The organism is Microbulbifer sp. YPW16 (assembly GCF_021290385.1).
Taxonomy (GTDB): domain Bacteria; phylum Pseudomonadota; class Gammaproteobacteria; order Pseudomonadales; family Cellvibrionaceae; genus Microbulbifer; species Microbulbifer zhoushanensis.
The window spans coordinates 1153178-1176786 of record NZ_CP089928.1 but is presented as its reverse complement, the minus strand read 5'-3'; the positions used below and the strand labels follow the sequence as shown (position 1 = coordinate 1176786).

The 23609-nt window shown below is 61.7% G+C and carries 17 protein-coding genes; 12 read left to right on the top strand and 5 right to left on the bottom strand.

Going from position 1 to position 23609, the window contains the following annotated elements; all coding sequences use genetic code 11:
- Positions 1-59: 59 nt before the first annotated feature.
- From LVE68_RS05145 to LVE68_RS05135, 3 genes are all read left to right on the top strand, one after another.
- Positions 60-1514: an NfeD family protein gene (locus LVE68_RS05145; RefSeq protein WP_233005958.1), complete on the top strand. Its 1455-nt coding sequence runs from the start codon at positions 60-62 to the stop codon at positions 1512-1514.
- A 31-nt stretch (positions 1515-1545) separates the two neighbouring features.
- Positions 1546-2319: a slipin family protein gene (locus tag LVE68_RS05140; RefSeq protein ID WP_233005957.1), complete on the top strand. Its 774-nt coding sequence runs from the start codon at positions 1546-1548 to the stop codon at positions 2317-2319.
- Between the two features lie 77 nt (positions 2320-2396).
- Complete coding sequence (locus LVE68_RS05135) at positions 2397-3026, top strand: MarC family protein (RefSeq protein ID WP_233005956.1); 630 nt, start codon at positions 2397-2399, stop codon at positions 3024-3026.
- A 29-nt stretch (positions 3027-3055) separates the two neighbouring features.
- Here the strand turns inward: LVE68_RS05135 and pgi are convergent, their stop codons facing one another.
- From pgi to nhaC, 3 genes are all read right to left on the bottom strand, one after another.
- Complete coding sequence (pgi, locus tag LVE68_RS05130) at positions 3056-4693, bottom strand: glucose-6-phosphate isomerase (protein ID WP_233005955.1); 1638 nt, start codon at positions 4691-4693, stop codon at positions 3056-3058.
- A 956-nt stretch (positions 4694-5649) separates the two neighbouring features.
- A complete protein-coding gene (locus LVE68_RS05125) occupies positions 5650-6702 on the bottom strand; it encodes a DUF3549 family protein (RefSeq protein ID WP_233005954.1) in 1053 nt (350 codons plus the stop codon).
- 28 nt (positions 6703-6730) lie between these two features.
- A complete protein-coding gene (gene nhaC / locus LVE68_RS05120; RefSeq protein ID WP_233005953.1) occupies positions 6731-8203 on the bottom strand; it encodes a Na+/H+ antiporter NhaC in 1473 nt (490 codons plus the stop codon).
- Positions 8204-8498: 295 nt separating this feature from the next.
- Between nhaC and LVE68_RS05115 the strand changes: the two genes are divergently transcribed.
- The 6 genes from LVE68_RS05115 to LVE68_RS05090 all read left to right on the top strand — a co-directional run bounded on the left by LVE68_RS05115 (position 8499) and on the right by LVE68_RS05090 (position 15778).
- Positions 8499-9668, top strand: coding sequence for a 1-acyl-sn-glycerol-3-phosphate acyltransferase (locus LVE68_RS05115; RefSeq protein WP_233005952.1), 1170 nt, complete (start codon positions 8499-8501; stop codon positions 9666-9668).
- An 87-nt stretch (positions 9669-9755) separates the two neighbouring features.
- Positions 9756-11894 (top strand): ATP-dependent DNA helicase DinG, encoded by a 2139-nt coding sequence (dinG, locus tag LVE68_RS05110; protein ID WP_233005951.1) that lies wholly within the window; start codon positions 9756-9758, stop codon positions 11892-11894.
- Positions 11895-11938: 44 nt separating this feature from the next.
- Positions 11939-12262 (top strand): YqcC family protein, encoded by a 324-nt coding sequence (locus LVE68_RS05105; RefSeq protein ID WP_233005950.1) that lies wholly within the window; start codon positions 11939-11941, stop codon positions 12260-12262.
- A gap of 313 nt (positions 12263-12575) precedes the next feature.
- Positions 12576-13169: an ATP-dependent zinc protease family protein gene (locus LVE68_RS05100; protein ID WP_233005949.1), complete on the top strand. Its 594-nt coding sequence runs from the start codon at positions 12576-12578 to the stop codon at positions 13167-13169.
- A 71-nt stretch (positions 13170-13240) separates the two neighbouring features.
- Positions 13241-14773 carry a UUP1 family membrane protein gene (locus tag LVE68_RS05095; protein ID WP_233005948.1) on the top strand — a complete coding sequence of 511 codons (1533 nt, stop codon included), beginning with the start codon at positions 13241-13243 and terminating at the stop codon, positions 14771-14773.
- The gene (locus tag LVE68_RS05090) at positions 14774-15778 is read left to right on the top strand and encodes an alpha-L-glutamate ligase-like protein (protein ID WP_233005947.1); all 1005 of its coding nucleotides are present in this window, start codon (positions 14774-14776) and stop codon (positions 15776-15778) included.
- 102 nt (positions 15779-15880) lie between these two features.
- On the opposite strand, the gene LVE68_RS05085 is transcribed toward LVE68_RS05090, so the two are convergent.
- The gene (locus LVE68_RS05085) at positions 15881-17023 is read right to left on the bottom strand and encodes an acyl-CoA desaturase (protein ID WP_233005946.1); all 1143 of its coding nucleotides are present in this window, start codon (positions 17021-17023) and stop codon (positions 15881-15883) included.
- 260 nt (positions 17024-17283) lie between these two features.
- On the opposite strand from LVE68_RS05085, the gene LVE68_RS05080 reads away from it, so the two are divergent.
- From LVE68_RS05080 to LVE68_RS05070, 3 genes are all read left to right on the top strand, one after another.
- On the top strand, positions 17284-17625 hold the full coding sequence (locus tag LVE68_RS05080; RefSeq protein ID WP_233005945.1) for a hypothetical protein: 342 nt from the start codon (positions 17284-17286) through the stop codon (positions 17623-17625).
- A gap of 51 nt (positions 17626-17676) precedes the next feature.
- The gene (locus LVE68_RS05075; RefSeq protein ID WP_233005944.1) at positions 17677-19653 is read left to right on the top strand and encodes an ATP-binding protein; all 1977 of its coding nucleotides are present in this window, start codon (positions 17677-17679) and stop codon (positions 19651-19653) included.
- Positions 19654-19822: 169 nt separating this feature from the next.
- Complete coding sequence (locus LVE68_RS05070) at positions 19823-22750, top strand: EAL domain-containing protein (RefSeq protein ID WP_233005943.1); 2928 nt, start codon at positions 19823-19825, stop codon at positions 22748-22750.
- A gap of 44 nt (positions 22751-22794) precedes the next feature.
- Here LVE68_RS05070 and LVE68_RS05065 read toward each other — a convergent pair whose 3' ends face one another.
- Entirely contained in the window at positions 22795-23595 is an 801-nt protein-coding gene (locus tag LVE68_RS05065; protein ID WP_233005942.1) for an inositol monophosphatase family protein, read from the bottom strand.
- Between the last annotated feature and the right edge of the window lie 14 nt (positions 23596-23609).

Here is a 23609-nt window from a genome sequence, read left to right as displayed (position 1 = left end):
CGGGCCGATATTTCTGTTAACCTGCAGGTATAACAACTCTCGCATCCAGGATTGATGCCATGCTGAAGCGGTTCACAGGAGGTTTGCGCAGCCTGCCCCTGCGGTCGGTGTTGCTGTTGTTACTTTCGCTGTTCGCCCCCCTGGTGGCGGCACAGGAGGAAGTGGGAGAGATCGTGGAGGGGCCCCATGTTGCCCGCTTCACCATCGAGGGCGCCATCGGCCCCGCCACGACAGATTACCTCATCAGGGCCATGGAGGAAGCACAGGAAAACGGTGCCCAGCTGTTCCTGATCCGCATGGACACTCCCGGCGGCCTCGACGCCGCCACCCGGGATATCATCAAGCATATCCTGGCTTCGCCAATCCCCGTCGCGACCTATGTGCACCCCTCCGGCGCGCGCGCCGCCAGTGCCGGCACCTATATCCTCTACGCCAGCCATATCGCCGCCATGACCCCTGCCACCACCCTGGGAGCGGCGACACCGGTACAGATGGGCGGCGCCCCGGGGCAGCCGCAACCCGGCCAGCAACCCGGTGGAGGGGGCGACCAGCCCGCTGGTGATACTGGGGAAACGGAAAAAAAGGATGGCGACAGGGAAGAAGGGGCGGGGACGGCGCCAGAACCTGGCAGCGCCATGGAGCGCAAGGTGATCAACGATTCGGTGGCCTATATCCGTGGTCTCGCCAACCGGCATGGCCGCAATGCGGACTGGGCCGAGAAGGCAGTGCGCGATGCCGCCACGCTGACCGCCGGTGAGGCCCTCGAGCAGAATGTGGTGGATATTGTGGCCACCGATACCGATGACCTGTTGCAGCAGCTGGGCGGGCGCAAGGTGAAGCTGGAATCCGGCGAGGTCACCATCGACGAGAAGATCGAGGATGTCCGCGTGCAGGAGTATGAGCCCGACTGGCGCAACAAGCTGCTCGCCCTGATTACCAATCCGCAGGTGGCCTATATCCTGCTGTTGGTGGGAATCTACGGCCTGATTTTCGAGGGCTATAACCCGGGCGCGCTGGTGCCCGGCATTGTCGGGGTCATCTGCCTGCTGCTGGCCTTCTACGCACTGCAGGTGTTGCCGATCAATTACGCCGGCCTGGCACTGATTATCCTCGGCGCATTGCTGATTGTGGCAGAGGTGTTTATGCCCAGTTTCGGCGCCCTGGGTATCGGTGGCGTCATCGCGCTGGTAATCGGCTCGGTGATGCTGATCGATACGGATGTCCCTGGTATGCAGGTTTCGCGCAAGCTGATCGGTGCGATCGCCGGGGTGAGCGGCCTGATGCTGCTGGGGTTATTGATGGCTGTCGGGCGCAGCCTGCGCAGACCCCGGGTCGCCAGCGACCAGGCGCTGGTGGGGCGCACCGCCACGGTGGACAGGGTAGAGGATGACGAAATCCTGGTACACGTGGGTGGCGAGATCTGGACTGCGCACAGCGATGACCCGGTGTCGCCGGGCCAGCAGGTAATCATTACTGAACAGCATGGCCTGCGGCTGCGGGTCCGGCCGGAATAAGATAACAACGCGATAGAGACAGGAGTCCGAAATGGTCAGTTATTTTATGGGGTTGTTGATTGCCGCGGTGGCACTCATCCTGATGTATGCCATCCGCATCCTGCGCGAGTACGAGCGCGCGGTGGTGTTTTTCCTGGGCCGTTTCCAGTCGGTCAAGGGGCCGGGCCTGATCATCATCATCCCGGTGATCCAGACCATGGAGCGGGTAGACCTGCGCACGGTGGTAATGGATGTACCCACGCAGGATGTGATCAGCCGTGACAACGTGTCCGTGAAGGTCAATGCAGTTGTGTATTACCGGGTGATTGACCCGCAGTCCGCGATCATCAATGTGGAGAACTACCACGAGGCTGTGAGCCAGCTGTCGCAGACCACCCTGCGCTCTGTGCTGGGTAAGCACGAGCTGGACGAGATGCTGTCCGAGCGGGACAAGCTCAATGTGGATATCCAGAAGATTCTCGACGAACAGACCGATGCCTGGGGTGTCAAGGTAACCAATGTCGAGATCAAGCATATAGACCTGGATGAGAGCATGATCCGCGCCATCGCCCGGCAGGCAGAGGCAGAGCGCTCCCGTCGCGCCAAGGTCATCCATGCCGAGGGTGAAGCCCAGGCAGCGATGAAGCTCACCGAGGCAGCCGACCAGCTGTCGCGTAACTCAAACGCCATCACCCTGCGTTACATGCAGACGCTGATTGATATTGCCGGCGAGCAGAATTCCACCATCGTTTTCCCGCTGCCCATGGACCTGATCCAGCCGTTGATGAAAAACATGATGGCCGGGCAGCAGAAAGCTGAGTCATAACCGGGCCGCGCCGACAGCAGCGACCAACCCCGGCGCTGCTGTGAGCCGGCAGGATCAAGGGAAGTGGCGGAGGTAACATGGTTGAGCTGGATTTTTTACAGTTCAGTAATACTTTCTTGCTGCTGCTGGTATTGCTGAACCCCTTCGTTCTCAGTGTCTACCTGCTCGACCTGATCCGCGGGCTGGACCTGAGGATGTTCTCCAGCCTGCTGATGCGGGCATTCCTGATCAGCCTGTCGGTATTCCTGGCGTTTGCCTGGTTTGGCGAGAAGATATTTGACAGTGTGCTGCAGGTCCGCTTTCTCGCCTTTATGATTTTTGGCGGCATTATTTTCCTGATTGTGGGAATCCGGTTGACCCTGGGGATGGGGAGCCCGATGCAGAGTATCAACCTGCATTCGCATGAAGTCGCCGGCGCCATTGCCATGCCGTTTATTGTCGGTCCCGGTACCATCAGCGCCGCTGTGCTGGCGGGTAGCCGGCTGGGTGCAGTGGGAGGGGCTTTATCGATTACCCTGGCGATGGCGGTAGCACTGGCGTCCCTGATCCTGCTGAAAATGCTTTACGACTGGGTACAGACGCGCCACGAGCGTTACGTGCGCAAGTATATCGAGGTGGCGGGCAGGGCGACTGCCCTGTTCACCGGTTCATTTGGTGTGGACATGATCCTCAAGGGGATCGAGCGATGGTGGGAGTGGATGGCCTGAGCCCACCATCGCGGCGAGGCACTGTGGGGTTAGCCGGGGATTTCCTGGAACAGCAGCTCCAGCAGTTTTTTGCTGGACCCGTCCCAGCCCTCGGTCGAGCCGCCACCGGCTGCCTCGTGCACCGCATTGCCGAGTAACTTGCCGAGTTCCACTCCCCACTGGTCGAACGGGTTGATCCCCAGCAGGCAGCCGCCGACGAAGACTTTGTGTTCGTAGAGTGCCAGCAGGGCGCCCAGGTGATAGGGGTCCAGCTTTTCCACCACCAGGGTATTGCTGGGGCGATTGCCGGGAACCACCTTGTGCGGGGCCAGCGCATGTGCCTCGCGGTGGGTGTAACCCTGGTCTTCCAGTTCCCGCCGGGCCTCGTGCAGGCTTTTGCCCTGCAGCAGTGCCTGGCTCTGGCTGATGCAGCAGGAAAGCAGCCAGCGATGCTGTTCCACCAGGCCGGATGTCGGTTCCCGGATGGCGATAAAGTCTGCCGGGATTAAATCGGTACCCTGGTGCAGCAGCTGGTGGAAAGAATGCTGCCCATTACTGCCTTCGGTTCCCCAGATGACGCTGCCGCTGGGGTAGTGCAGGGGCTGGCCGTCCCGGTCAACCCCTTTGCCCAGGCTCTCCATGTCCAGTTGCTGCAGCCACGCGGGAAACTTGGCCATGCGCTGGGCATAGGGCAGTACCACCTGGCTGCCAGCGCCCCAGCATTGCCGGTACCAGAAATGAATCAGGGCCATCAGTACCGGCAGGTTCTCCGCCAGCGGCGCCGTCGCAAAATGGCGATCCATGGCGTGTGCGCCAGACAGGAGGGCCTCGTAGGTTTCGTAGCCACAGGCCAGCGCGATGGGAAGCCCGATGGCCGACCAGAGTGAGTAGCGGCCCCCCACCCAGCTCCACATGGGGAAGATGTTTTCCGCAGCGATGCCGAAGTCCTGGGCGGCCACGATGTTGCTGCTTACCGCAACGAAGTGCCTGGCAAGCTGTGCCTCATCGCATCCGGCGTCCAGCATCCACCGGCGTGCGGCCAGGGCATTCTCGCGCGTCTCCAGGGTCGAGAAGGATTTTGAGGCAACGATAAACAGGGTATTGGCGGGCGGCAGGCCAGCGAGTGTATCGCTCAGGTCCGCCCCGTCGATATTGGCTACAAAATGTGTCTTGAGTCCTTCCTTCTGCCACGGACGCAGGGCCTCGACTACCATGCGTGGACCCAGGTCAGAGCCGCCGATGCCGATATTCACCACATGGCGGATCGGTTCGCCGGTAAAGCCACGCCAGTCGCCCCTGTGTACCCGGCGGGTAAAGTCGCGCATTTGCGCACGGCAATCGGCCACCGCCTGCTCGTGCTCATTGGCCGGTTCCCCCTGGAAACGCAGCGCTGTATGCAATGCGGGGCGGTGCTCGGTGTTGTTGATGTTTGCGCCGGAGAATAATGCCCCGATCTGCTCCTTCAGTCCGCACAGGTCGGCGTAACCCAGCAGATGCCCGAGGGTCTGGTCCTGCAGGTGATTCTTGCTGTAATCGAGGTAGATTCCGGCGGCGCTGCTGCTGTATTGCGCGGCGCGATTGGCGTTGGTTTCAAATAGCTCCCGCAGTGACCATCTCTGTTCGCGCTGGTGTGATTGCAGCTGGGCGATGGCGGCGGAGCGGCTTGCCGTTGCGGTTTCGGCTGTCATGTTATCCCCGGATTACTGGCTTGTATTTTATTGCTGTTGGAGGTGTTCCGGCGCAATGGGAGTGGCGCTGCCCAGTCGACAACCTGGAGAGGCGACGGGTGCTGCGACGGAGTTTTTCGCGTCAATGCTAGCGCTAAATGGGAATTACAGCCAGTGCCGGGTGGTGGCTGCCGCGGTCAGTCGAAGATCGGGGAGGGGCAGGCAGTTGTACCTGAAAAGCAAACGGTTGTACCGGAAAAGCAAATGCCGCTTCGAAAAGCGGCATTGCTATGTTTGCCGAAAAGTGGATTTACTTGACCACTTTCATGCAGCGAACATTGTCGGAAGCCATCCAACAATCGGCATCCGCCGGGCAAGCCATTGAAAGCGGGATTTGCTCAGAGCCCGGAGGGCAGGATGCCGGTGGCGCAGGTGCCGCACAGCAGCCCGCCAAAACCAGTGCACTGATAATTCCCATTAGGTACTTGGCTGGAGTGAAATTCATCCCCTTACTCCTTTCCGTTGATGTCAGCCATTAGCATAGCCAATAAAACGTCACCTGTTTGGTCTGCTTTGTAAAATGATGTTCTACAAAGAGCCGCCCTTTGGAGTGTAATAGGCGGGCGGGAAAAATAGCTGCCAGCCGTTAACTCAGGATAAACCAGGCGCCAGTTTGGCGCTTTAAAATACCTATATTTAAAGTCTTTCCTGCCATTTGGTGGCGTAAGCTGTTGCGGGGCGCATCGACTTATTTTTTGAAACTTGAAAAAAACTTTTTCCCAGTGGGTCTCGACAAAATTTTCCGCGCCAATTGCCCGGTGGCACTCCCTGTTTCAGGGCGTAAAGTGTGGCCGATACCGGGGGTATGCCGCCGATCCGGATTTCTCCCGATCACCGGCCTATTTTAGTCGTGCGCATCGCCGCATTGTGGAAGGTGGGGTGAGAGCGGGAGGAGGAGGGCGCACCGGGGTGCGCAATCAGTGTGTCGGTTGCGGCCCGTGGAGAAACACGCCGAATGCGCGTGCCAGGGCTTCCGGCCGTTCCGGCGAACGCAGGGCATCCAGCAGTGCTGTGCGGGTTGCCGGGAGGAACATCAGGTCGGCCAGCAGCAGGTTGAAGGTTTCCTGTTTCTGGCTCTCGGCCAGCGCCGTGAGCCAGAGCGCGGCCAGGGCCGGTTCCTGGAGGTCCTCCGGGCAGCGGCTGCCCATAGCGGCGAGGGTTTCCCCCGCCCGGGCCCTGTCGCTGTGCAGCAGCCGCTGCAGGAATTCGTGCCGCAGGCCCCGGGCCGGGGAGAAGGAAATGCCGCGCACCGCCGCAGCAAGGATGGCGGCTTCCGGTTGCTGTTGCTGCAGCTCGGCGTCTGCCCGGCGGATAATGGCAGCGGCCAGGCGGTGGTCGATCGCCTCACTTTCCAGGCACTGGCAGAGGCTGACGAATACCGGCGCAGCGATTTGTGGCAAAGCCTCGTCTATGAGCTGCCGGTGCTCTTCCCAGCGCGCGCTGACATCGGCGATCCCCTGCAGGCCCAGGTGACCCCAGGTGCCGGAATCCGGCGCACGGAGGTAGGCCAGGACGTTTTCGTAATGGGCACTGGGGGCACGCCGTAGCAGTCGGGCTGCGTGGGCGTGAAAAGTTGCCTGGCGCTCGGGCGGGGGGGAATACACCAGGCCGCTCTCGCTGAGCGCGCTGCCGAGCTGCTCGCCGGCGTCGCTGCCATCTCCGGCGACGAGCTTGCGGTTCAGGAGCGCAAGGAAGTTGTCCCGCGCCGCAAACTGTAGTTTGCCCTGCTCATCGAGAGGCAGGCGCAGGAACCAGACGGCGGGCTCGCCACCTTCCTCCGGCCACAGCAGTAGCCCGACCCAGGCCTCGCGCAGGTAGGGGTGTGGCCAGGGCGCATCGCCGGCCTCGAATGCATCGGCAGCGCTGCGGGGCACCGAGCGGACGCGCCGGCCAAGGTCGAACCAGCGCAATTTGAAGCGGGCCTGGCTGATCAGGTCACTCAGCGTGCCAGGATTACTGTTGTCGGTCATGCCGGGTTGGTCTCGCGCGAAAGTGCATTCATTTTGCGGCTTGTGCCGTTGGTGCCGCATCCAGCGGCAGTTGCTTGAAGTGTGTCCAGCCGTAGGCAATGGCCAGCAACGGGCAAAGGATATTGAACAACGCGAACGGTGCGTAGGTAAAAGTAGCGATGCCCAGGGTCGCGCTCATGTAGGCCCCACAGGTATTCCAGGGGATCAGTACCGAAGTGATGGTGCCGGAGTCCTCGAGGGTCCGCGACAGGTTGAGCCCATGCAGGCCTTTTTCGGTAAACGCCTCGCGGAACATGCGGCCGGGGATAATGATGGCCATGTACTGGTCGCCGGCAGCGGCGTTCATGCCGAAGCAGGTCAGTACGGTGGATGTCACCAGCCCGCCCACGGTCTTCACCCGCGACAGGGTCCAGTTGACGATTCGCTCGAGGAACCCGGCGCGCTCCATGGCACCGCCGAAAGCCATGGCGGATACGATCAGCCAGATCGTGTTGAGCATGCTGCTCATGCCCCCCTTGGAGAGCAGGGCGGCCACATCCTCGTTACTGGAGGTGGACTTGTAGCCGTCAAACAGGCTGTACCAGGCGCCCTTGATGGCTGCCAGGGGGCCATCACCACCCAGGCGGCGGGCAGTTTCCGGCTCGAATACCAGGGCAATCGCGCAGCCCACCAGGGCGCCGATCATCAGCGTCGGGTAGGCAGGTATTTTGCGCCAGGCCATAAACAGCAGCAGGGCCAGGGGCAGCATGCTGACGATGGAGATGTTGAACTCCTCCTGCAGGGCACCCAGTAGCAACTGGATGTCTTCCGCCGAGGCCCCGGATGCATCGGTGCGCAGGCCGATGATGGAGAACACCACCAGCGCGATGATAAAGGCGGGCATGGTGGTCCAGAGCATATTACGGATATGCAGGAACAGGTCATTGGACGTCACCGCTGCCGCCACATTGGTGGTGTCGGACAGGGGCGACATCTTGTCACCAAAATAGGCGCCGGAGATTACCGCACCGGCGGTTACCGCCGGTGACAGGCCCAGCGCGCCGGCGATGCCCATCAGGGCCACACCCAGGGTGCCGGCAGTGGTCCAGCTGGAGCCGATGCTCAACCCCACAATCGCGCAGATGATGCAGGAGGCGGCATAGAACCACTGTGGCGACAGTATCTGTACGCCGTAATAGATCATCGAGGGCACAGTGCCAGCGAGGATCCAGCTGCCGATCAGGGCGCCCACCGCCAGCAGGATCAGGATCGCGCCGAACACCAGCCCGATACCGTGCAGCATGCCGCCCTCCATCTCGTCCCAGCTGTGGCCGTTTTTCATTCCCATCAGGGCGGCGATGCCGGCGCACAGTAGCAGGGCAATCTGGTTGGGGCCATAAGATGAGTCGGCACCGTAGAAGAAGACCGACAGGGACAGCAGGGCTATCAGGATCAGCAAGGGGATCAGCGCGTCCAGCAGGCTGGGCTGCTTGGCGGCGGGGGAGGAACTGGGCTCGGTCAAGGTAGGGCTCCTAAATCTGCTTCTCGGGCCTGGTCAGCGGCCATTCTCGTTATCGTTGTCGGGGCGCCGGCCGGCGCGAAGCGCTCTATTCTCACGGCTGCGGTGCGAGCTGTCCACACCGGCTGGTCGCGGGCGGTGCTGGCAGTTCGGCGGCGGTTCCGGTATGTTCTGCGCCGGCCGGGCTTTACCGGCCCCCCGGACCGATCGTCCCCGGCCCGTGAGCCGGTCTAGCATCAATAAGAATGAGCCCGATGGCACCGATATCCGGTGGCGTCAGGTGGCAGGTAGTGATTTCATGAGAGCAAGTGAACTGGATCCCTCGCAGTTCGAGGATATTCGCCCCTACCGCGACGACGAGGTGCGCGATGCCCTCAAGCGCCTGATCAGCGACCCGGAAATGTCCCACGCAGCTGCGCATTTCCTGGTGCCAAAGCTGGCGAAGCTTGAGGGACCCATTGCCTGGCTGGTGCGCCAGTTCCTGCGCTTCGAGTTCCGCAATGCGCGCGACGTGCGGGGCGTACAGGAAGTGGTGGCCAAGTACCTGGAGATGGCGGTCAACCGTACCAGTGACGGGCTGACCATCTCGGGCCTGGATACCCTGCCCAAGGATCGTGCCTGCCTGTTCGTCAGCAACCATCGCGATATTGCCATGGATCCGGCCCTGTCCATCCTCGCCATGTACAAGGAGGGACATGAGACTGCCCGTATCGCCATCGGTGACAACCTGCTGACGAAGCAGTTTGCCACGGACATCATGAAGCTCAACAAGTGCTTTACGGTGAAGCGCAAGGCCAGCACCCGCCGGGAAAAGCTGGAGTCCGCCACCAAGCTGTCGAATTACATCTACCACTCTGTGGTCAATGAGAATGAACATGTCTGGATCGCGCAGCGGTCCGGCCGTGCCAAGGATGGGCTGGACCGCACCAACCCGGCGCTGGCGGCCATGTTTGCCATGACCAAGGACCGGGATACCCCGTTTGCCGAGTTCTGGCGCAAGCTGCACATCGTGCCGCTGGCCATCTCCTACGAGTGGGACCCCTGCGACCGGCAGAAGGCCCGCGAGCTGTATTTCGCCGAGCACCCGGAAGGCTATCGCAAGGCCCGCCACGAGGACCTGAACTCCATCGCCAAGGGGGTGGTGGGCCAGAAAGGGCATGTCCATGCGGCTTTCGGCACCCCGATCGAGGGTGATTACCACGATGTGGGGGCACTGGCGGAGGAGATCGATCGCCAGGTGATCGGCAATTATGTGCTTCACCCGACCAACCTCATTGCCTACCAGATGATCTACGGCGAGACCCCGGACCTGCCGGTATCCTGGCCTGCCAGGCAGTGGAACCCAGACGAGTACAGGGAGACGCGGGAGAAGTTCGAGGCCCGCATGCAGCGCATCGACGAGCGCTGGCGCGAGCGGGCGATTCGGGGCTACGCCAACCCGGTAGTCTCCAAGCTGGCCTACCTGTGATCGCTGGCGGCGATGGTGGAGTGCGACGGGCGCTTGCGCGATAATGCCGGCCCCTGACCATTCACCAGCAGCCGGCGCTCCCACACTGTGTTAAGCAAACAAGACAAACAGGCCATTCAGGCCGCCTACAGCGAATTCCTGGCCGGGCGCGAGCTTCGTGCCCGCTATGGGCAGAAGCTCATGGTGGCGGCTATCGCGCGCTCGCTGGGAGCCATCGAGCAGGATGCCAGTGGCGAGCGCGACAGCAGCAAGACCGACGGTGAACATATCTGCGTGGTGGAGGCCGGCACCGGGACCGGCAAGACAGTGGCCTACCTGCTGGCCGCGATTCCGCTGGCGCAGGCACAGGACAAGAAGCTGGTTATCTCCACCGCGACCGTCGCGCTGCAGGAGCAGATTATCCACAAGGACCTGCCGGAGGTTGCGCGCCACAGTGGCCTGAAATTTGACTTCAGCCTTGCCAAGGGCCGCGGCCGGTACCTGTGCCTGAGCAAACTCGACCAGCTGCTGGCCGAATTCAGCGGCAGCGGTGTGGGCACCAGCATGGGGCTCTACGAGGACGAGCTGCCAAAGGTTGACGAGACCGGGGCGCAGCTGTACCGGGATATGGCAGAGAGCCTAGCCAGCGGTCGCTGGGACGGTGACCGGGACAACTGGCCGGACACCATCGAGGTGGCCGACTGGAGCCGCGTGACCACTGACCATCGCCAATGCAGTGGTCGGCGCTGCCCCCATGTGGGCAACTGCAGCTTCTTCCGCGCCCGGGAAAACCTGGGCAAGACCCAGGTAATCGTGGCCAATCACGATCTCCTGCTGGCCGACCTGGCCCTGGGGGGCGGTGCCATTCTGCCGCCGCCGGAAGAGACCATTTATGTGCTCGACGAGGCGCATCACCTTCCGGACAAGGCGCTCAACCACTTTTCCCACCACAGCCGGGTGGGGGCTTCCACCGGCTGGCTCGACCAGGCCAACAAGAATCTCGGCCAGATGCTGGGCGAGATCGGCGATGGCGCCGAACTGGATCGCCATGGTGAGGAGTTGCCGGGGTTGCTGGCCTCCGCCAAGCAGTCACTGGAGCAGATGTGGCCGTTGCTCGAGGAGACCTGTGAGTTTGAGGACGAGCGCGGCAATACCGTCCGTCACCGCTTTGAGGGTGGAGTGGTCCCGGAGGCGCTGATGCACCTGGCTGAGACCCTGCGCGATGACTTCGACGAGCTGGAAGCCGTATTGGGCAAGATGGTGCAGGCCGCGCAGAAGCTGCTGGAGGATCCGCACAGCCCCGTCCCGGCGGTGGACCTGGAGCGCTGGTATCCCCTGCTGGGGAGTTGGTACGGCCGCGCCGAGGCCAACCTGCAGTTGTGGGCCAATTATGCCCGCCCGGATGCCCGGGACGCTTTGCCGCAGGCCCGCTGGGTGACCCTGGTGGACTGGGGTGGCTCATTCGATTTCGAGGTGTGCAGCTCGCCGATCCTGGCGGGCAAGACACTGGAGTACAGCCTCTGGCGGCGCTGCTACGGCGCGGTGCTGACCTCGGCGACCCTGACCGCACTGGGGCGCTTTGACCGTTTCCGGATGCGCGCCGGTACCCCCGATAACGCCACCTACGAGGTGGTGCCCAGCCCGTTCGATTTCTCCCGCGCCACGCTCCAGGTGCCGGCGAGCGCCGTGGATGCGGGTAACGCGGACCAGCATACGGATGCAGTCATCGCTGCCCTGCCGGAACTGCTCGGTGACAGGGGTGGCGCCCTGGTGCTGTTTTCGTCCCGTCGCCAGATGGAGACGGTCTATGAGTCGCTGCCGGGGACCTGGCGCAACCGTATCCAGATGCAGGGCCAGCGTTCGCGCCAGCAGTTGCTGGAAATTCACCGCGAGACCGTTGATGGCGGCGGGGCCAGCGTGCTGTTCGGGCTTGCCAGCTTTGCCGAGGGGCTTGACCTTCCCGGGGATTACTGCCGCCACGTGGTGATCGCCAAGTTGCCGTTCGCGGTGCCCGATGACCCTATCGAGGCGGCCCTGGCGGAATGGGTGGAGGCCCGCGGTGGCAACCCGTTCATGCAGATTACCGTCCCCGATGCGGCCGTGCGGCTGGTGCAGGCCTGTGGGCGCCTGCTGCGCACCGAACGGGACGAGGGCACTGTCACCCTGCTGGACCGGCGTGTCGTCACGCGCCGCTATGGTCGCGCGATGCTGGATTCCCTGCCGCCGTTCCGGCGCGACATAAACTAGTGGGCGGTTACCGATCACACCGCAACCGAACAGACGGAGTCCCTATGAGCAGTATTTACCTCGACGTAGCGGACCAGCTGCTGCAGCTGGAAGCGGAACTGCGGCGGCTGGATCTCTGGCAGGCGGAATCGCCGTCCGCCGAGGACCTGGCCAGCAGCCAGCCGTTCTGCGTCGATACCCTGACCCTGCCCCAGTGGCTGCAGTTCATCTTTATCCCGCGTATGGCGCAGCTGGTGGAGGCCGGCGGTCCGCTGCCGCAGAAATGCGGCACCGCACCCATTGCGGAGGAGTTTTTCCGCGAGCGCAATGACGGTGGCCGCCTGATCGCCCTGCTGGGTGAAATAGATGCACGCCTGGAGCGGGGCTGAGTGCCTTGCAGCCGTTATCCCGGGGTAATGGTTTTCCACCTAGAGCATGAGAACAGAGGCGCGAATCTGTTCAGCTCAGGGGCGGATGCGGTAGTATGTTTCGTTTATACCAAGCCGGGCATGGATTCTCCGGCCAAATAAGAAACAGGGACAGGAAATTGCGATCGTCGCACAGGTTGGCCGAAAGGCCCTAAGGTAGTAAGCAAAAATGCGGTTTTTTCCCATTTTATGTCTGTTGCTGGCCTCACAATTAATCGTGGGATGCGAGTCCTTCACACTGCGCGGGCCCTGGTCGGAAGAGCCCGGGGCGGTGATGCCGGAGCAGCCCCCGGAGGGGACCGTCCCGCCGGCAGGGGCGGCTGCCCAGTGCCCGGAGCCGCAGGAAGTGGTGTGCGCCGAGCCGGAAGTGAAGGTTGTCGAGCGGGTGATCGAACGGACCTACGAGAAAGTAGTCGAAGTGCCCGTCGCCAAGGACAAGCTGGTGTTGGGGGAAGTGGAAATCGTGGCACTGGAGCCCGGTGGCGTAACCCTCAAGGCCCTGATTGATACGGGGGCACCGACCTCCTCCCTCAGCGTCAAGGAACTCAAGCCGTTCGAGCGTGATGGCAAGGACTGGGTTCGCTTCCTGGTGTCTACGCCCGGGGATGACGAGCCGGTTACCGTGGAGTTGCCGATCAAGCGCCAGGTGCGGGTGGAAAGGCCCGGCTTTGGCAGCCAGCGGCGGCCGATTGTCAATATGAGCCTTACCGTCGGCGATGTGACCCACATGGTCGAGGTCAACCTGACCGAGCGCAGCGGGATGGACCACCCACTGTTGGTGGGCCGTAACTTCCTCAAGGATGCCGCTGTCGTTGATGTCAGCCGCCGCGAGGTCCAGGGTGAGCCCCGGCTTCCCGTCGCAAAATAACACTGGCTATCAATCTGGCGGCTGCCGCGCACGAACCGGCGCCGTCCAATCATGAATATGGGGATTGGCGAATGTCGCCACGCGCTCAGGTATATATTCTCGCTGCTTTATTCGCGCTGATGGGCGCGGCCCTTACCATCTACAAGAACCGTGAACTGGGCTTCCCGTTGCTGCCGGGGGAGTATCGGACCGTCTGGACCATCGAGGCGAAGGTACGCTTCAATGCTGATGGCGGCCCGGTGAAGGCTTCGCTCACCCTGCCGCGCGAACAGCGCAATATGGAAGTTCTGGGAGAAACCTTCAGTTCATCCGGGTTCGGTTTCAACGTCATCCGTGACAACGATGAGTATCGCGCGGTCTGGTCACGGCGTGACGCCAGCGGTAGCCAGTCCCTGTTCTACCAGCTGGATGTGCACCAGACGCCGGGCGCGGCGCTGGAGCAACCGCTGGACCTGAGTACCGAGGTGGACAAGCCGTTCCTGGGGGCGCGGGAGCAGGAGGCGGTCCGCCAGGCCATTTACTCCATGGTGGACAGCGCCCGTGAGCGCTCCTCCGACACCGAGACCTTCACCACTCAGCTGCTGACCTCCCTGGGGGATACCCGCAACCAGGACCGCAACCTGATTTTCGGCTATTACAAGGACCGCTCGCTGGTAGATGTGGCACTGCTGATGCTTTCGGCAGCGGAGATCCCGGCCCACCGGATTCGCGGGCTCTACCTTGAGGACGATCGCCGCAGGCTGGACCCCGAGGACCTGCTGGAGGTTTTCGATGGCAAGCGCTGGGTGGTGTTCGAACCCCGCAGCGGTTCCCCGGGCGTGCCCAGGAACTTCTTTATCTGGCAGCGGGGCGGCAAGAGCCTGCTGGACGTTGAGGGCGGCAGTGATTCACGCGTTACTTTCTCGGTCATCTCCAACGATGTCCCCGCCCGCGATGTGGCGATGCTGAGTACCAGCATGGAAAAAGAGGCGCTGGTGGACTTCTCCATTTACAGCCTGCCCATCGAGCAGCAGAGTATCTTCAAGCTGATCCTGCTGGTTCCGGTGGGGGCATTGGTAGTGGTTTTGCTGCGGGTGTTTGTGGGCCTGCGGACCTCGGGCACTTTTATGCCGGTGCTGCTGGCCATTGCCTTTATCGAAACGCGCCTGATGACGGGGCTGGCAATTTTTGTGCTGATCCTGGTGCTGGGACTCTGGGTCCGCTTCTACCTGAGCAGGCTTAACCTGTTACTTGTGGCGAGGATCGCTGCCGTGGTGGTCACGGTGGTGATCTTGATGGCTGCGATCAGCGTGGTGAGCTACAAGTTGGGTATCGAGCAGGCGCTGACGGTAACCTTCTTCCCGATGATTATCCTCGCCTGGACAATCGAGCGGATGTCGATCGTCTGGGAGGAGGATGGCCCCTACGAGGTGGTGGTCCAGGCGGGCGGCAGCCTGCTGGTGGCGGTGCTGGCTTTCTGGGTGATGACCAACCGCTATATCGAGCACTGGACGTTCAACTTCCCGGAGCTGCTGCTGGTACTGCTGAGCCTGATCCTGATCGTCGGCAATTACACCGGTTTCCGCCTCGGTGAGCTGATGCGCTTCCGGCAGCTGGTGCGATAAATGAACACTTTTTCCCTTGCCCGGATCGGCGCCAAGTTGCGCGGTGGCCTGGTTTCTCCCTCTGCACTGCGGCGGATGGGAGTGCTGGGGATGAATGCGCGCAACGTGAACTACATTGCACGCTATAACGATCGTAATCTCTATCCCGTTGTCGATGACAAACTCAATACCAAGCGTGCCGCCCGGCGCGCGGGTATCGCGGTGCCGGAGCTGATTGCAGCCTTCGAGACCCAGCCCAGTCGTGCCCGTGTGATGGAAGTCATCGAGCCCCTGTGGAAGTTTGTGATCAAGCCGGCGCGCGGCTCCGGGGGCAAGGGCATCCTGGTGATCGTGGGGCGCGAGGGGGATGAGTACATCAAGCCTTCCGGCGCCAGGGTTACAGCACTGGATATCCTGCGCCACGTCAGCAACATCCACAGTGGCCTGTACAGCCTGGGTGGCAAGCCCGACCGCGTGATGATCGAGGCGCTGGTGGATTTCGACCCGGTCTTCGACAACTACTCCTTCGAGGGCGTGCCGGATATCCGCGTTATTGTATTTCGCGGCTTCCCGGTAATGGCGATGCTGCGCTGCTCCACCCATTCTTCTGACGGCAAGGCCAACCTGCACCAGGGCGCCGTCGGGGTGGGTATCGACCTGGCCACTGGTCGCAGTTCCCATGCGGTGCAGAATGGACTGCGCATCAACCAGCACCCGGATACGGAGATGCCCTTCGACAAACTACAGGTGCCGGGATGGCGTGACCTGCTGCGCCTGGCATCCAGTTGCTACGAAATGACCGGGCTCGGCTACCTGGGGTGTGACATCGTGCTTGACCGCAAGCGCGGCCCGTTGCTGCTCGAGGCGAATGCGAGGCCGGGGCTGGCAATCCAGATTGCCAATGGAGTGGGGCTGCGTAACCGCCTGCGACTGATTGAAAACATGGACCTGGAAGAGCTGGAGCGCAATGTGGAAGAGCGCGTTGCATACTCGGTGCAACAGTTCGCGGCGTCCAGGGCAGATTAAGCCGGGCGCGACCGTGATACGCCCGCCGGACTGGCGCAGGGTACAGTAATAAAAAAAGGGCGATCCGAGGATCGCCCTTTTTTGTCTGCGCCGGTTGCCCGGTCAGGCAGTGGCGGGACAGAGATGGAATTGTTCCATCATGATCTGCAGGCGCTTGCGCTGCATCTTCATGCTGTATTCCAGCTCCTTGACGCGGGTGCGGATGGCCGCGCTTTCCCACTTGGCCAGCAGGCGTTCGCGGGCATTCTCATAGCGGCGTGACTGCAGTTCTTTCCACTCCCCAAGGGCTGCGGAAAATTCCTGGGCTTCCTTTTCCAGCAGCTCGCGCCAGCTCTCCTTGTGCGTGGATTCCTGCAGTTTCTGCTCGGCGCGCTTGAATTGCATGGTGAGCATGGCGCGGTGGATACGCATATCCGGCACTTTCTTCAGGTTGCTCGCCAGGCCGAACCAGCTGGCGGTGCGGATCAGCCACTTGGTGGGATCCCAGTGATACCAGCGAATGCCGTTGCGGTAGTCCGTCTGGAAGATATGGTGGTAGTTGTGGTACCCCTCGCCAAAGGTAAAGAACGCCAGCAGGTCATTATCGCGGGCGGTGTTCTCGTCCGTGTAGGGGCGGCGGCCCCAGATATGGGCGAGTGAATTGATGAAGAACGTGGTGTGGTGATTGACCACGATCCGCAGGATACCCGCCAGCAGCATCATGCCGATGATGTCGCCAGTGACCCAGCCAAGCAGGAAGGTCAGGCCCACGTTCATGGCCAGGGTGATGGCAATATAGTGGTTGTGTTGCCACATCACGATCTTGTCGCGCTGCAGGTCCTTGGCATTCTCGAAATTCTCGCGACCACTGGGGTAATCGCGCAACATCCAGCCGATATGGGAAAACCAGAAACCGCGGCGGGCGGAGTAGGGGTCCTGGTCGTTGTCATCCACATGGCGGTGGTGCCTGCGGTGACTGGAGCCCCATACCAGCACGCTGTTCTGCAGCGCGGCGGCACCGAACAGCGCAAACAGCAGGCGCAGGGACCAGTGGGCCTCGTAGGTGCGGTGGGACCACAGGCGGTGGTAGCCGGCGGTGATGGACAGGCCGCACAGGGCGCCGTAAACAGCAAAGGCCAGCCACTGGTACCAGTGGTAACCGACCATCAGGCCGTACAGCGGCACCAGGATGAGGGCCGCCAGCGCGGTGCTGGCAAAAAGAATTGTGGTGACCCAGACACGCGGGGCCTCGGATACTGCATTCATAGAACAACCTTAAATTGTGCGCTACATCCAGCGACACCCTGATTGAACCGGTAGTTGGGGGCACCCGGTAGTGGCTAATTGCCAGTCGGTGCGAGGATGTCGCTGCTGGTTTGATCCTACCCGATCCCGGGGGCCAAGGCACGCCCGACACGGCCTGTTTGCGAAATGTGGCAGCTATGGGGTCGTGCGTGCGTGATTTTGGTGCGTTAGCACCAGTTTCCGGGCTGAATTGGTTCAGGATAGCGTGGGGGAGGTGAAAATTGAGCGTACTGATCACGCCATCCGGCTTCGCAGCGGGCTTTGCCCTCTGTTCCAACCCCGCGCCATGCCGTCCGTGGATGGAAATCCGTAAAAAAACCAAAGTTGGCATACCGGTTGCATTATCTAGATTGCGAGCGGCCGAAAGGTCCTCGCTACGGGAACCCATCACGGGGTTTATGGCAAAGCTTTTACTGCGTGACTTCCCGTTTTCTCTCATCATCGCTGATTCAGGCCCCGCATTGCGGGGCCTTTTTTTTGCCCAGGCGACAGGTGGTGGCACTCCTGCCTGCCTGCGGGTCGCGGTACTTGCCATCGATCAGGCTTTTCTTGGAGGCGGATAAGTGATTCACTTCCGGTAAAGCCCCAATAACAACCAATGCTGTGACCCAGCCATGCCTGTCGAAGTGACCGATTTCCCCCTGCAGCTGTCCCCGCCCGGGGCTGATAGGACTGCACCGCCATGGCTGGTGCGGCGACAAATCCTGCATATGCGCCAGCTGCTACGCGATGTGGACTGTGGCCTGTGGGAATGGCACCCGAATAGTGGCCAGTGTAGCGCTTTCGGCGATATCTGGGCGTTGTTCGGCGAGGATGGTGCCACGGCGGTGCAAAACCTCTGGGCGGGGGAGGAACTCACCCCGGTCCACAGTGAAGATCGTGAGAAACTGCTTGTTGCCCGGCGCAGGGTCAGCGCAGGGGGCGGGGCCTTTGATATCACTGTGCGCGCTTTTGCCCGTGACGGCCGGCAACTCTGGTTGCGTTGGTGGGGACGGAGTGTGCCAGGTGACGAAAATGGCAATGTGGTGATTATTGGTGGCTGCGCCGACTTCACTGACCCGCTGGCCATGCGCGACCAGTCGGGGCTGCAGGGCGAGCGGGCCCTCTGGACCCTGGGCGCGGTGGGCGATGGCCTGTGGGAGTGGGACCTGCTCGCGGACGAGGTGGTGATGGACCTGGCATGCTGGTCCATGCTGGGTTACGACAGCGACCACATAGACCGGGATGCCCGCAGTGCCCTGAAACTCTGGAAGTCGCGCATCCTGCCAGAAGACCTGCCCCGCGCTGAACGCGCTTTTCACGACCATATCTCGGAACAGTTGCCCCTGGACGTGGAATTCCGGCTCTGGCATCGCGATGGGGGAATCATCTGGGTGCGTTGCCGGGGGCAATTGCAGAAGAACAGCGAAGGCAGGCCGGTTCGCGTGCTCGGACTGGCCCAGGACGTCACCGGGTACCGGGAGGCCCAGCAGCGCCTGGAGCGCGAGCTGGATAGCGAGCGCAAGGAGAGTACCGTGCGGGCGGAATTGCTGCTCAGCCTGAGCCACGAACTCCGCACTCCCCTGAATTCGATCCTGGGTTACAGCCAGATGGTCGAACTGGAAATGAGCCTCAACCCGGACCAGCGCCAGCGCCTCGGTGAAATTCGCCGTGCCGGCCAGCACCTGTTGCACCTGGTAGGGGATGTGCTCGAGCTGGCCCGTATTGACAGCCAGCGCCTGGCGCCCTCCATGGAGCCGATCAAGCCCGCGGCGCTGGTTGAGGACTGTAAGCGGTTGCTGGAACCCCTGGCCGAGACCCGTAAAGTGAGTGTGATCTTCGAGCCGCTGGGGTGGGAGTCTGCGTATATTTGTGCTGACCCGGTGCGCTTCAAGCAGGTCGTCCTGAATCTTGCCGGTAACGCGGTCAAGTACAACCGGGAAAACGGCCGGGTAGTGATCAACTTTTCCCCGCAAGCGGAGGGCTGGTTGCGCCTGAGCATCCTGGATACCGGTAAGGGAATTGCGGAGAGTCGGCGTGCCGAGGTGTTCGAGCCGTTCAATCGCCTCGGTGCGGAACGTGGTCAAATAGAGGGGACGGGCGTGGGCCTGGCGATTGCCAAGCGCCTGACAGAGGCGATGGGCGGGCGAATTGACTTCGACAGTCACGAGGACCAGGGGTCAATATTCTGGATCGACTTTCCGTTGATCGACGCAGCGCCGGAAGTGATCCAGATGCCAGCCCATGCCGGTACGCCCGTGCAGCTGCCCCCGTGCCAGCTGATGCTGGTGGATAACCGTCCCTCCGAACTCGAGCGGTTGCGAGTGCTCCTGGGAGATTCCGAGCAGGTGCAACTGGTTGCCGCGACCGATGCGGTTGAGGCGATTTTTATGGCGCGGACCCGTAAAGTGGATGCAGTGTTGTTTGAGTCCGGTATGCCAGGCATGTCCGCCGACGATATGCGACGTATCCTGCGGGAAGACCCGCTGACCGGTAGTGTTGCGTTTATCCGGGTAGGGGAGCCGGGAGAGGGCGGCGGCCCCGATCACCTGCCTGCAGCTTTTGACCTGGTGCAGCTGGCACGACAACTCAAGCGCCTGCTGCAGGCCTGAAATGACGGTGTGTGGCGCGGGGAAAGGCTATCAGTCAGGATTCAGCCGTTATTGGCGGCTACCAGGATAATAGGGCGGGAAACCATTGTTTTCTTCAATTCGGCAAGATGACCGGTTAAGCCGCAGAGCGCATTCTTCCGCGCTCTGGGAAAGTGCTCTGGCGCTCGCGATGCTCAGTGCGGCTCTGATTGTCTTCTGCAAAAAAGCGCTGAGCGCAGACGATGGTGCGGCTTTCCTGTGGCTGGCTGATGCTGTGGCTATCGCCTATCTCTATCGGCACCCGGTGCGGCACTGGCCAGTGTTGTTTGCCTCTTTCTTTACCGCGTCATTTTTCGCCGTGCTGTGGCTGGGGCTCGAGTGGTTGTCAGCTGTTGAATATACCCTCGCCAGCCTTGCGGAAATCGCGGTTGCGGCTGTCCTGCTGAGAAAATTCTGCCCGCGGCATGATTATTTCTCCGGTATACGGCATTGGCTGCGATTCGTCGTGGTCTCGGCCATTGTGCCGCCGCTCTCCAGTGCCAGTATCGGCTCTTACTTTGTCGTCCTGAATACCGGCGCGGCGTTCACGGAGGTCTTCCCGCTCTGGTATGCCGCCGATGCCATGGGCATCCTGATCCTGTTGCCAGTTCTGTTGTTGTATGAGGATGCGAATGGCTTTCGCGGTAACTGGGCCGGATGGGGACACTGCACCCTGGTTACCATCGCCGTCACCGCGCTGACCCTCGTCCTGCTGGAATACAAGTCCTATCCATTCGTTTTTATTTCCCTGGCACTGGTCTGGGCGGCAACGGTGTTGAACCTGCTTGCCAGCCTGGTGGTGATCTGTGTGGTGACCATTGCCATGGCGGGCCATCTCACTGGTATTTCCGGTTGGCCGAAGCCTGCCGGCCCGGGTGTCGAAATACCCCAGTTTGGCCTCGTGCTGGCCACATTTGCTGCGGTAATGCCGGCCTACCTGGTTGCGGTTTTCACCAATATTGAGCGCCGGCGCAGTGCCCGTGCCGTGGAGATGGAAAGCAGTTTTCGCGACGCTGTGGAAAGTTCGCGCATCGGTGTCCTGGTGGTTTCACTGGAGGGGCGAGTCCGGCAGGTAAATCGGAGTTTCTGCGACTTCCTCGGATACCCGGAAGGGGAGATTCTTGGCCGGAGCGTGCTTGACTTCACCCACCCGGAGGATATGGAGCGCAGTCGTGACCTGCTGGAAAAATTTTCCGCGAACAGTGGCCAGTCACTCTGCCTGGAAAAGCGTTATTCCCATCGCGAAGGCCATCCGGTGTGGGGCGAGCTGCGGGCATCGGTAGCCCGCAATATCCGCGGGGAAGCCCTTTATATTCTGGCCCAGGTCGAAGATATAGACTGGCGCAAGCGCAGTGAACAGGGACTGTTGGAAGCGAAGGAGCGCCTGCAGGTGACGCTGGCGTCGATTACCGATGCGGTGATTTCCACCGATGCGCAGATGCGTGTCAACTACATGAACCCGATGGCCGAGAACCTTACCGGCTGGCTGGGCCGGGACGCCGAAGGCAGGCCGTTGGATGCAGTCTGCCATGTGGAAGGTGATGAGGACGGTCCCGACCTCAGCACTGCCGTTGCCAGTTGCCTGGGGCAGTCGCGGGTTATTTTCGGTAGTGGCGATGCCAGCCTGACGAGCCTCAGCGGGCACCGCTATGACATTACCTGGTCGGTATCCCCCTTGCGGAGACATGAAGGTGACCTGCTGGGGACGGTGCTGGTCATCCAGGATGTCAGCCAGCAGCGTGAGCTGATTCGCCAGTTGAGTTACAAGGCGTCTCACGACGACCTCACCGGCCTGCCCAATCGCGATGCATTCAAGCGGGCGCTGCAGGAGGCTACCCGCGAGGCGTTGGAAGATAATGCCTGCCACTCGCTCGTCTACCTCGACCTGGATCGCTTCAAGCTGGTCAATGACAGCGCCGGCCATATCGCCGGAGACGACCTGTTGCGCCAGGTCAGCAAATGCCTCCGTGGACACTTGCAGAAGGCGGACAGTGTCGCCCGTCTCGGTGGCGACGAATTCGGCCTGTTACTGCGTTACTGTGATCGAGAGCGGGCGCGGGAGCGTTGCCAGGCCCTGCTGGGCCAGATTGCCGCCCTGCGGTTCCCGTGGAACAACCGGGTGTACGATGTCGGCGCGAGTGCCGGTATTACCGAAATCAACAGCCGCAACCACCACCCCGGGGACCTGCTAAGCCAGGCTGACGTGGCTTGCTTCTCCGCCAAGCGAGCCAGGCGCGGTTCTGTCATGACCTATGACCTGGGCAAGAGCGCTGCCGCCGACCAGCACCGGGAAATCATGATGGCTTCGGTAATCCGGGATGCCATCGACAGTGGGCGGTTCTCCCTCCACATGCAACCGATTGCCGAGGCCGCAAATACCGGTCGCGTCAGTCATTACGAGTTCTTATTGAGGATGTATGACGACTCGGGGCAGTTGTTGATGCCCGATTCATTCGTGCCGGCGGCCGAGCGTTATGGACTGATGCTGGCAATTGATCGCTGGGTGGTGGATGAGACACTGGTAAAGAACGGCGGGGCAATAGCCGCTGCGGGCTTCAGTTTTGCGTTAAATATCTCGGCTGATGCCCTCGGCGATGAGGGCTTCCAGTTCTACCTGCTCGGGGTGCTGGAGCGAACGCCGGTGCCGCGCGGCAGGATCAGTTTCGAAATTACAGAGACGGCGATTATCAGCCATATGGACAGCGCCAGCCGCTTTGTAACCGAGTTGCGTAGGCTCGGTTGCCGCATCGCCCTGGATGACTTCGGTAACGGATTGAGTTCGTTCGGCTACCTGAAATCTTTCACGATTGATTACATCAAGATCGATGGCAGCTTTGTCCGCCAGGTGGAGGAGAACTTTGTCGACCTGATTATCGTCGAGTCCATTCACCAGATTGCCCAGCGTCTCGGCGCGCGGACGGTGGCGGAGTATGTGGAGGATGAGGCGACACTGCGGCGCATGGCATCGCTGGGTGTGAACCTGGTGCAGGGCTACCATGTCGGCCACCCCCGGCCGCTCGAGGAGTTCCTGCGCGATCGCCTTCCCGGCAGGGAAGGGTACACGACAGAAACAGCCTGAGTTTCGGGGGCTGGTGTGGGACTACCGGGCCCCCGGGGAAGTGATCAGCGAACCCCGCCCAGGTGACGCCCCACGATCTGCAGCAGGGGCTTGAACACCTTGGGGCTGGCGCACACCAGGTGACCGCTGTCCAGGTAATCATCACCACCGCGGAAATCGCTGATCAGTCCGCCGGCTTCCTTGACCAGCAGTGAGCCTGCGGCGATATCCCAGGTGTTCAGGTACATTTCCCAGAAGCCGTCAAACCGGCCCGCGGCCACATAGGCCAGGTCGAGTGCGGCAGCGCCGGGGCGGCGAATACCGGAAGTCTGGCCGGCAATTTCCTTCAGGGCGGCAAGGTAGGGGTCGATATTGTCGAGTGCCGGACCGTTAAAGGGGATACCGGTGCCGATCAGTGCGCCGCGCAGGTTCTGGCGGTTGGTGACGCGGATACGGCGTCCATTCAGCGCTGCGCCGCGACCACGGCTGGCAGTGAATTCCTCGCGCTTGATCGGGTCCAGGACCACTGCGTGCTCGATGCGCCCGCGGTAACGGCAGGCAATGGAGACCGCAAACTGAGGGATACCGTGAATGAAATTGGTGGTGCCGTCGAGCGGGTCGATGATCCACTCGTACTCGGGTTCGGCGCCCTCGTGAAAGCCGCTCTCTTCAGCGCGGATGCTGTGCTTGGGGTAAGCCTTGCGCAGGTGATAGATGATTTCCTGCTCGCTGGCGCGGTCCACTTCAGTGACGAAATCGTTGCGCCCCTTTTCCTCGAACCTGGTCACGTCGCGCTCCCAGGCGCGCTCGATCAGTTCACCGGCCTTGCGCGCCGCGCGCAGGGCGATATTCAGCATGGGTTCCATAACTTGTCCGCACT

Bases quoted from the DNA above. Each gene is read 5' to 3' on its own strand.
- LVE68_RS05140 (WP_233005957.1), top strand. From the start codon at position 1,546: ATGGTCAGTTATTTTATGGGGTTGTTGATTGCCGCGGTGGCACTCATC.
- LVE68_RS05135 (WP_233005956.1), top strand. From the start codon at position 2,397: ATGGTTGAGCTGGATTTTTTACAGTTCAGTAATACTTTCTTGCTGCTG.
- LVE68_RS05085 (WP_233005946.1), bottom strand. From the start codon at position 17,023: ATGAATGCAGTATCCGAGGCCCCGCGTGTCTGGGTCACCACAATTCTT.
- LVE68_RS05075 (WP_233005944.1), top strand. From the start codon at position 17,677: ATGCCTGTCGAAGTGACCGATTTCCCCCTGCAGCTGTCCCCGCCCGGG.
- LVE68_RS05100 (WP_233005949.1), top strand. From the start codon at position 12,576: ATGCCGGAGCAGCCCCCGGAGGGGACCGTCCCGCCGGCAGGGGCGGCT.
- LVE68_RS05105 (WP_233005950.1), top strand. From the start codon at position 11,939: ATGAGCAGTATTTACCTCGACGTAGCGGACCAGCTGCTGCAGCTGGAA.
- LVE68_RS05145 (WP_233005958.1), top strand. From the start codon at position 60: ATGCTGAAGCGGTTCACAGGAGGTTTGCGCAGCCTGCCCCTGCGGTCG.
- LVE68_RS05090 (WP_233005947.1), top strand. From the start codon at position 14,774: ATGAACACTTTTTCCCTTGCCCGGATCGGCGCCAAGTTGCGCGGTGGC.
- LVE68_RS05115 (WP_233005952.1), top strand. From the start codon at position 8,499: ATGAGAGCAAGTGAACTGGATCCCTCGCAGTTCGAGGATATTCGCCCC.
- LVE68_RS05065 (WP_233005942.1), bottom strand. From the start codon at position 23,595: ATGGAACCCATGCTGAATATCGCCCTGCGCGCGGCGCGCAAGGCCGGT.
- LVE68_RS05125 (WP_233005954.1), bottom strand. From the start codon at position 6,702: ATGACCGACAACAGTAATCCTGGCACGCTGAGTGACCTGATCAGCCAG.
- LVE68_RS05095 (WP_233005948.1), top strand. From the start codon at position 13,241: ATGTCGCCACGCGCTCAGGTATATATTCTCGCTGCTTTATTCGCGCTG.
- pgi (WP_233005955.1), bottom strand. From the start codon at position 4,693: ATGACAGCCGAAACCGCAACGGCAAGCCGCTCCGCCGCCATCGCCCAG.
- LVE68_RS05070 (WP_233005943.1), top strand. From the start codon at position 19,823: ATGCTCAGTGCGGCTCTGATTGTCTTCTGCAAAAAAGCGCTGAGCGCA.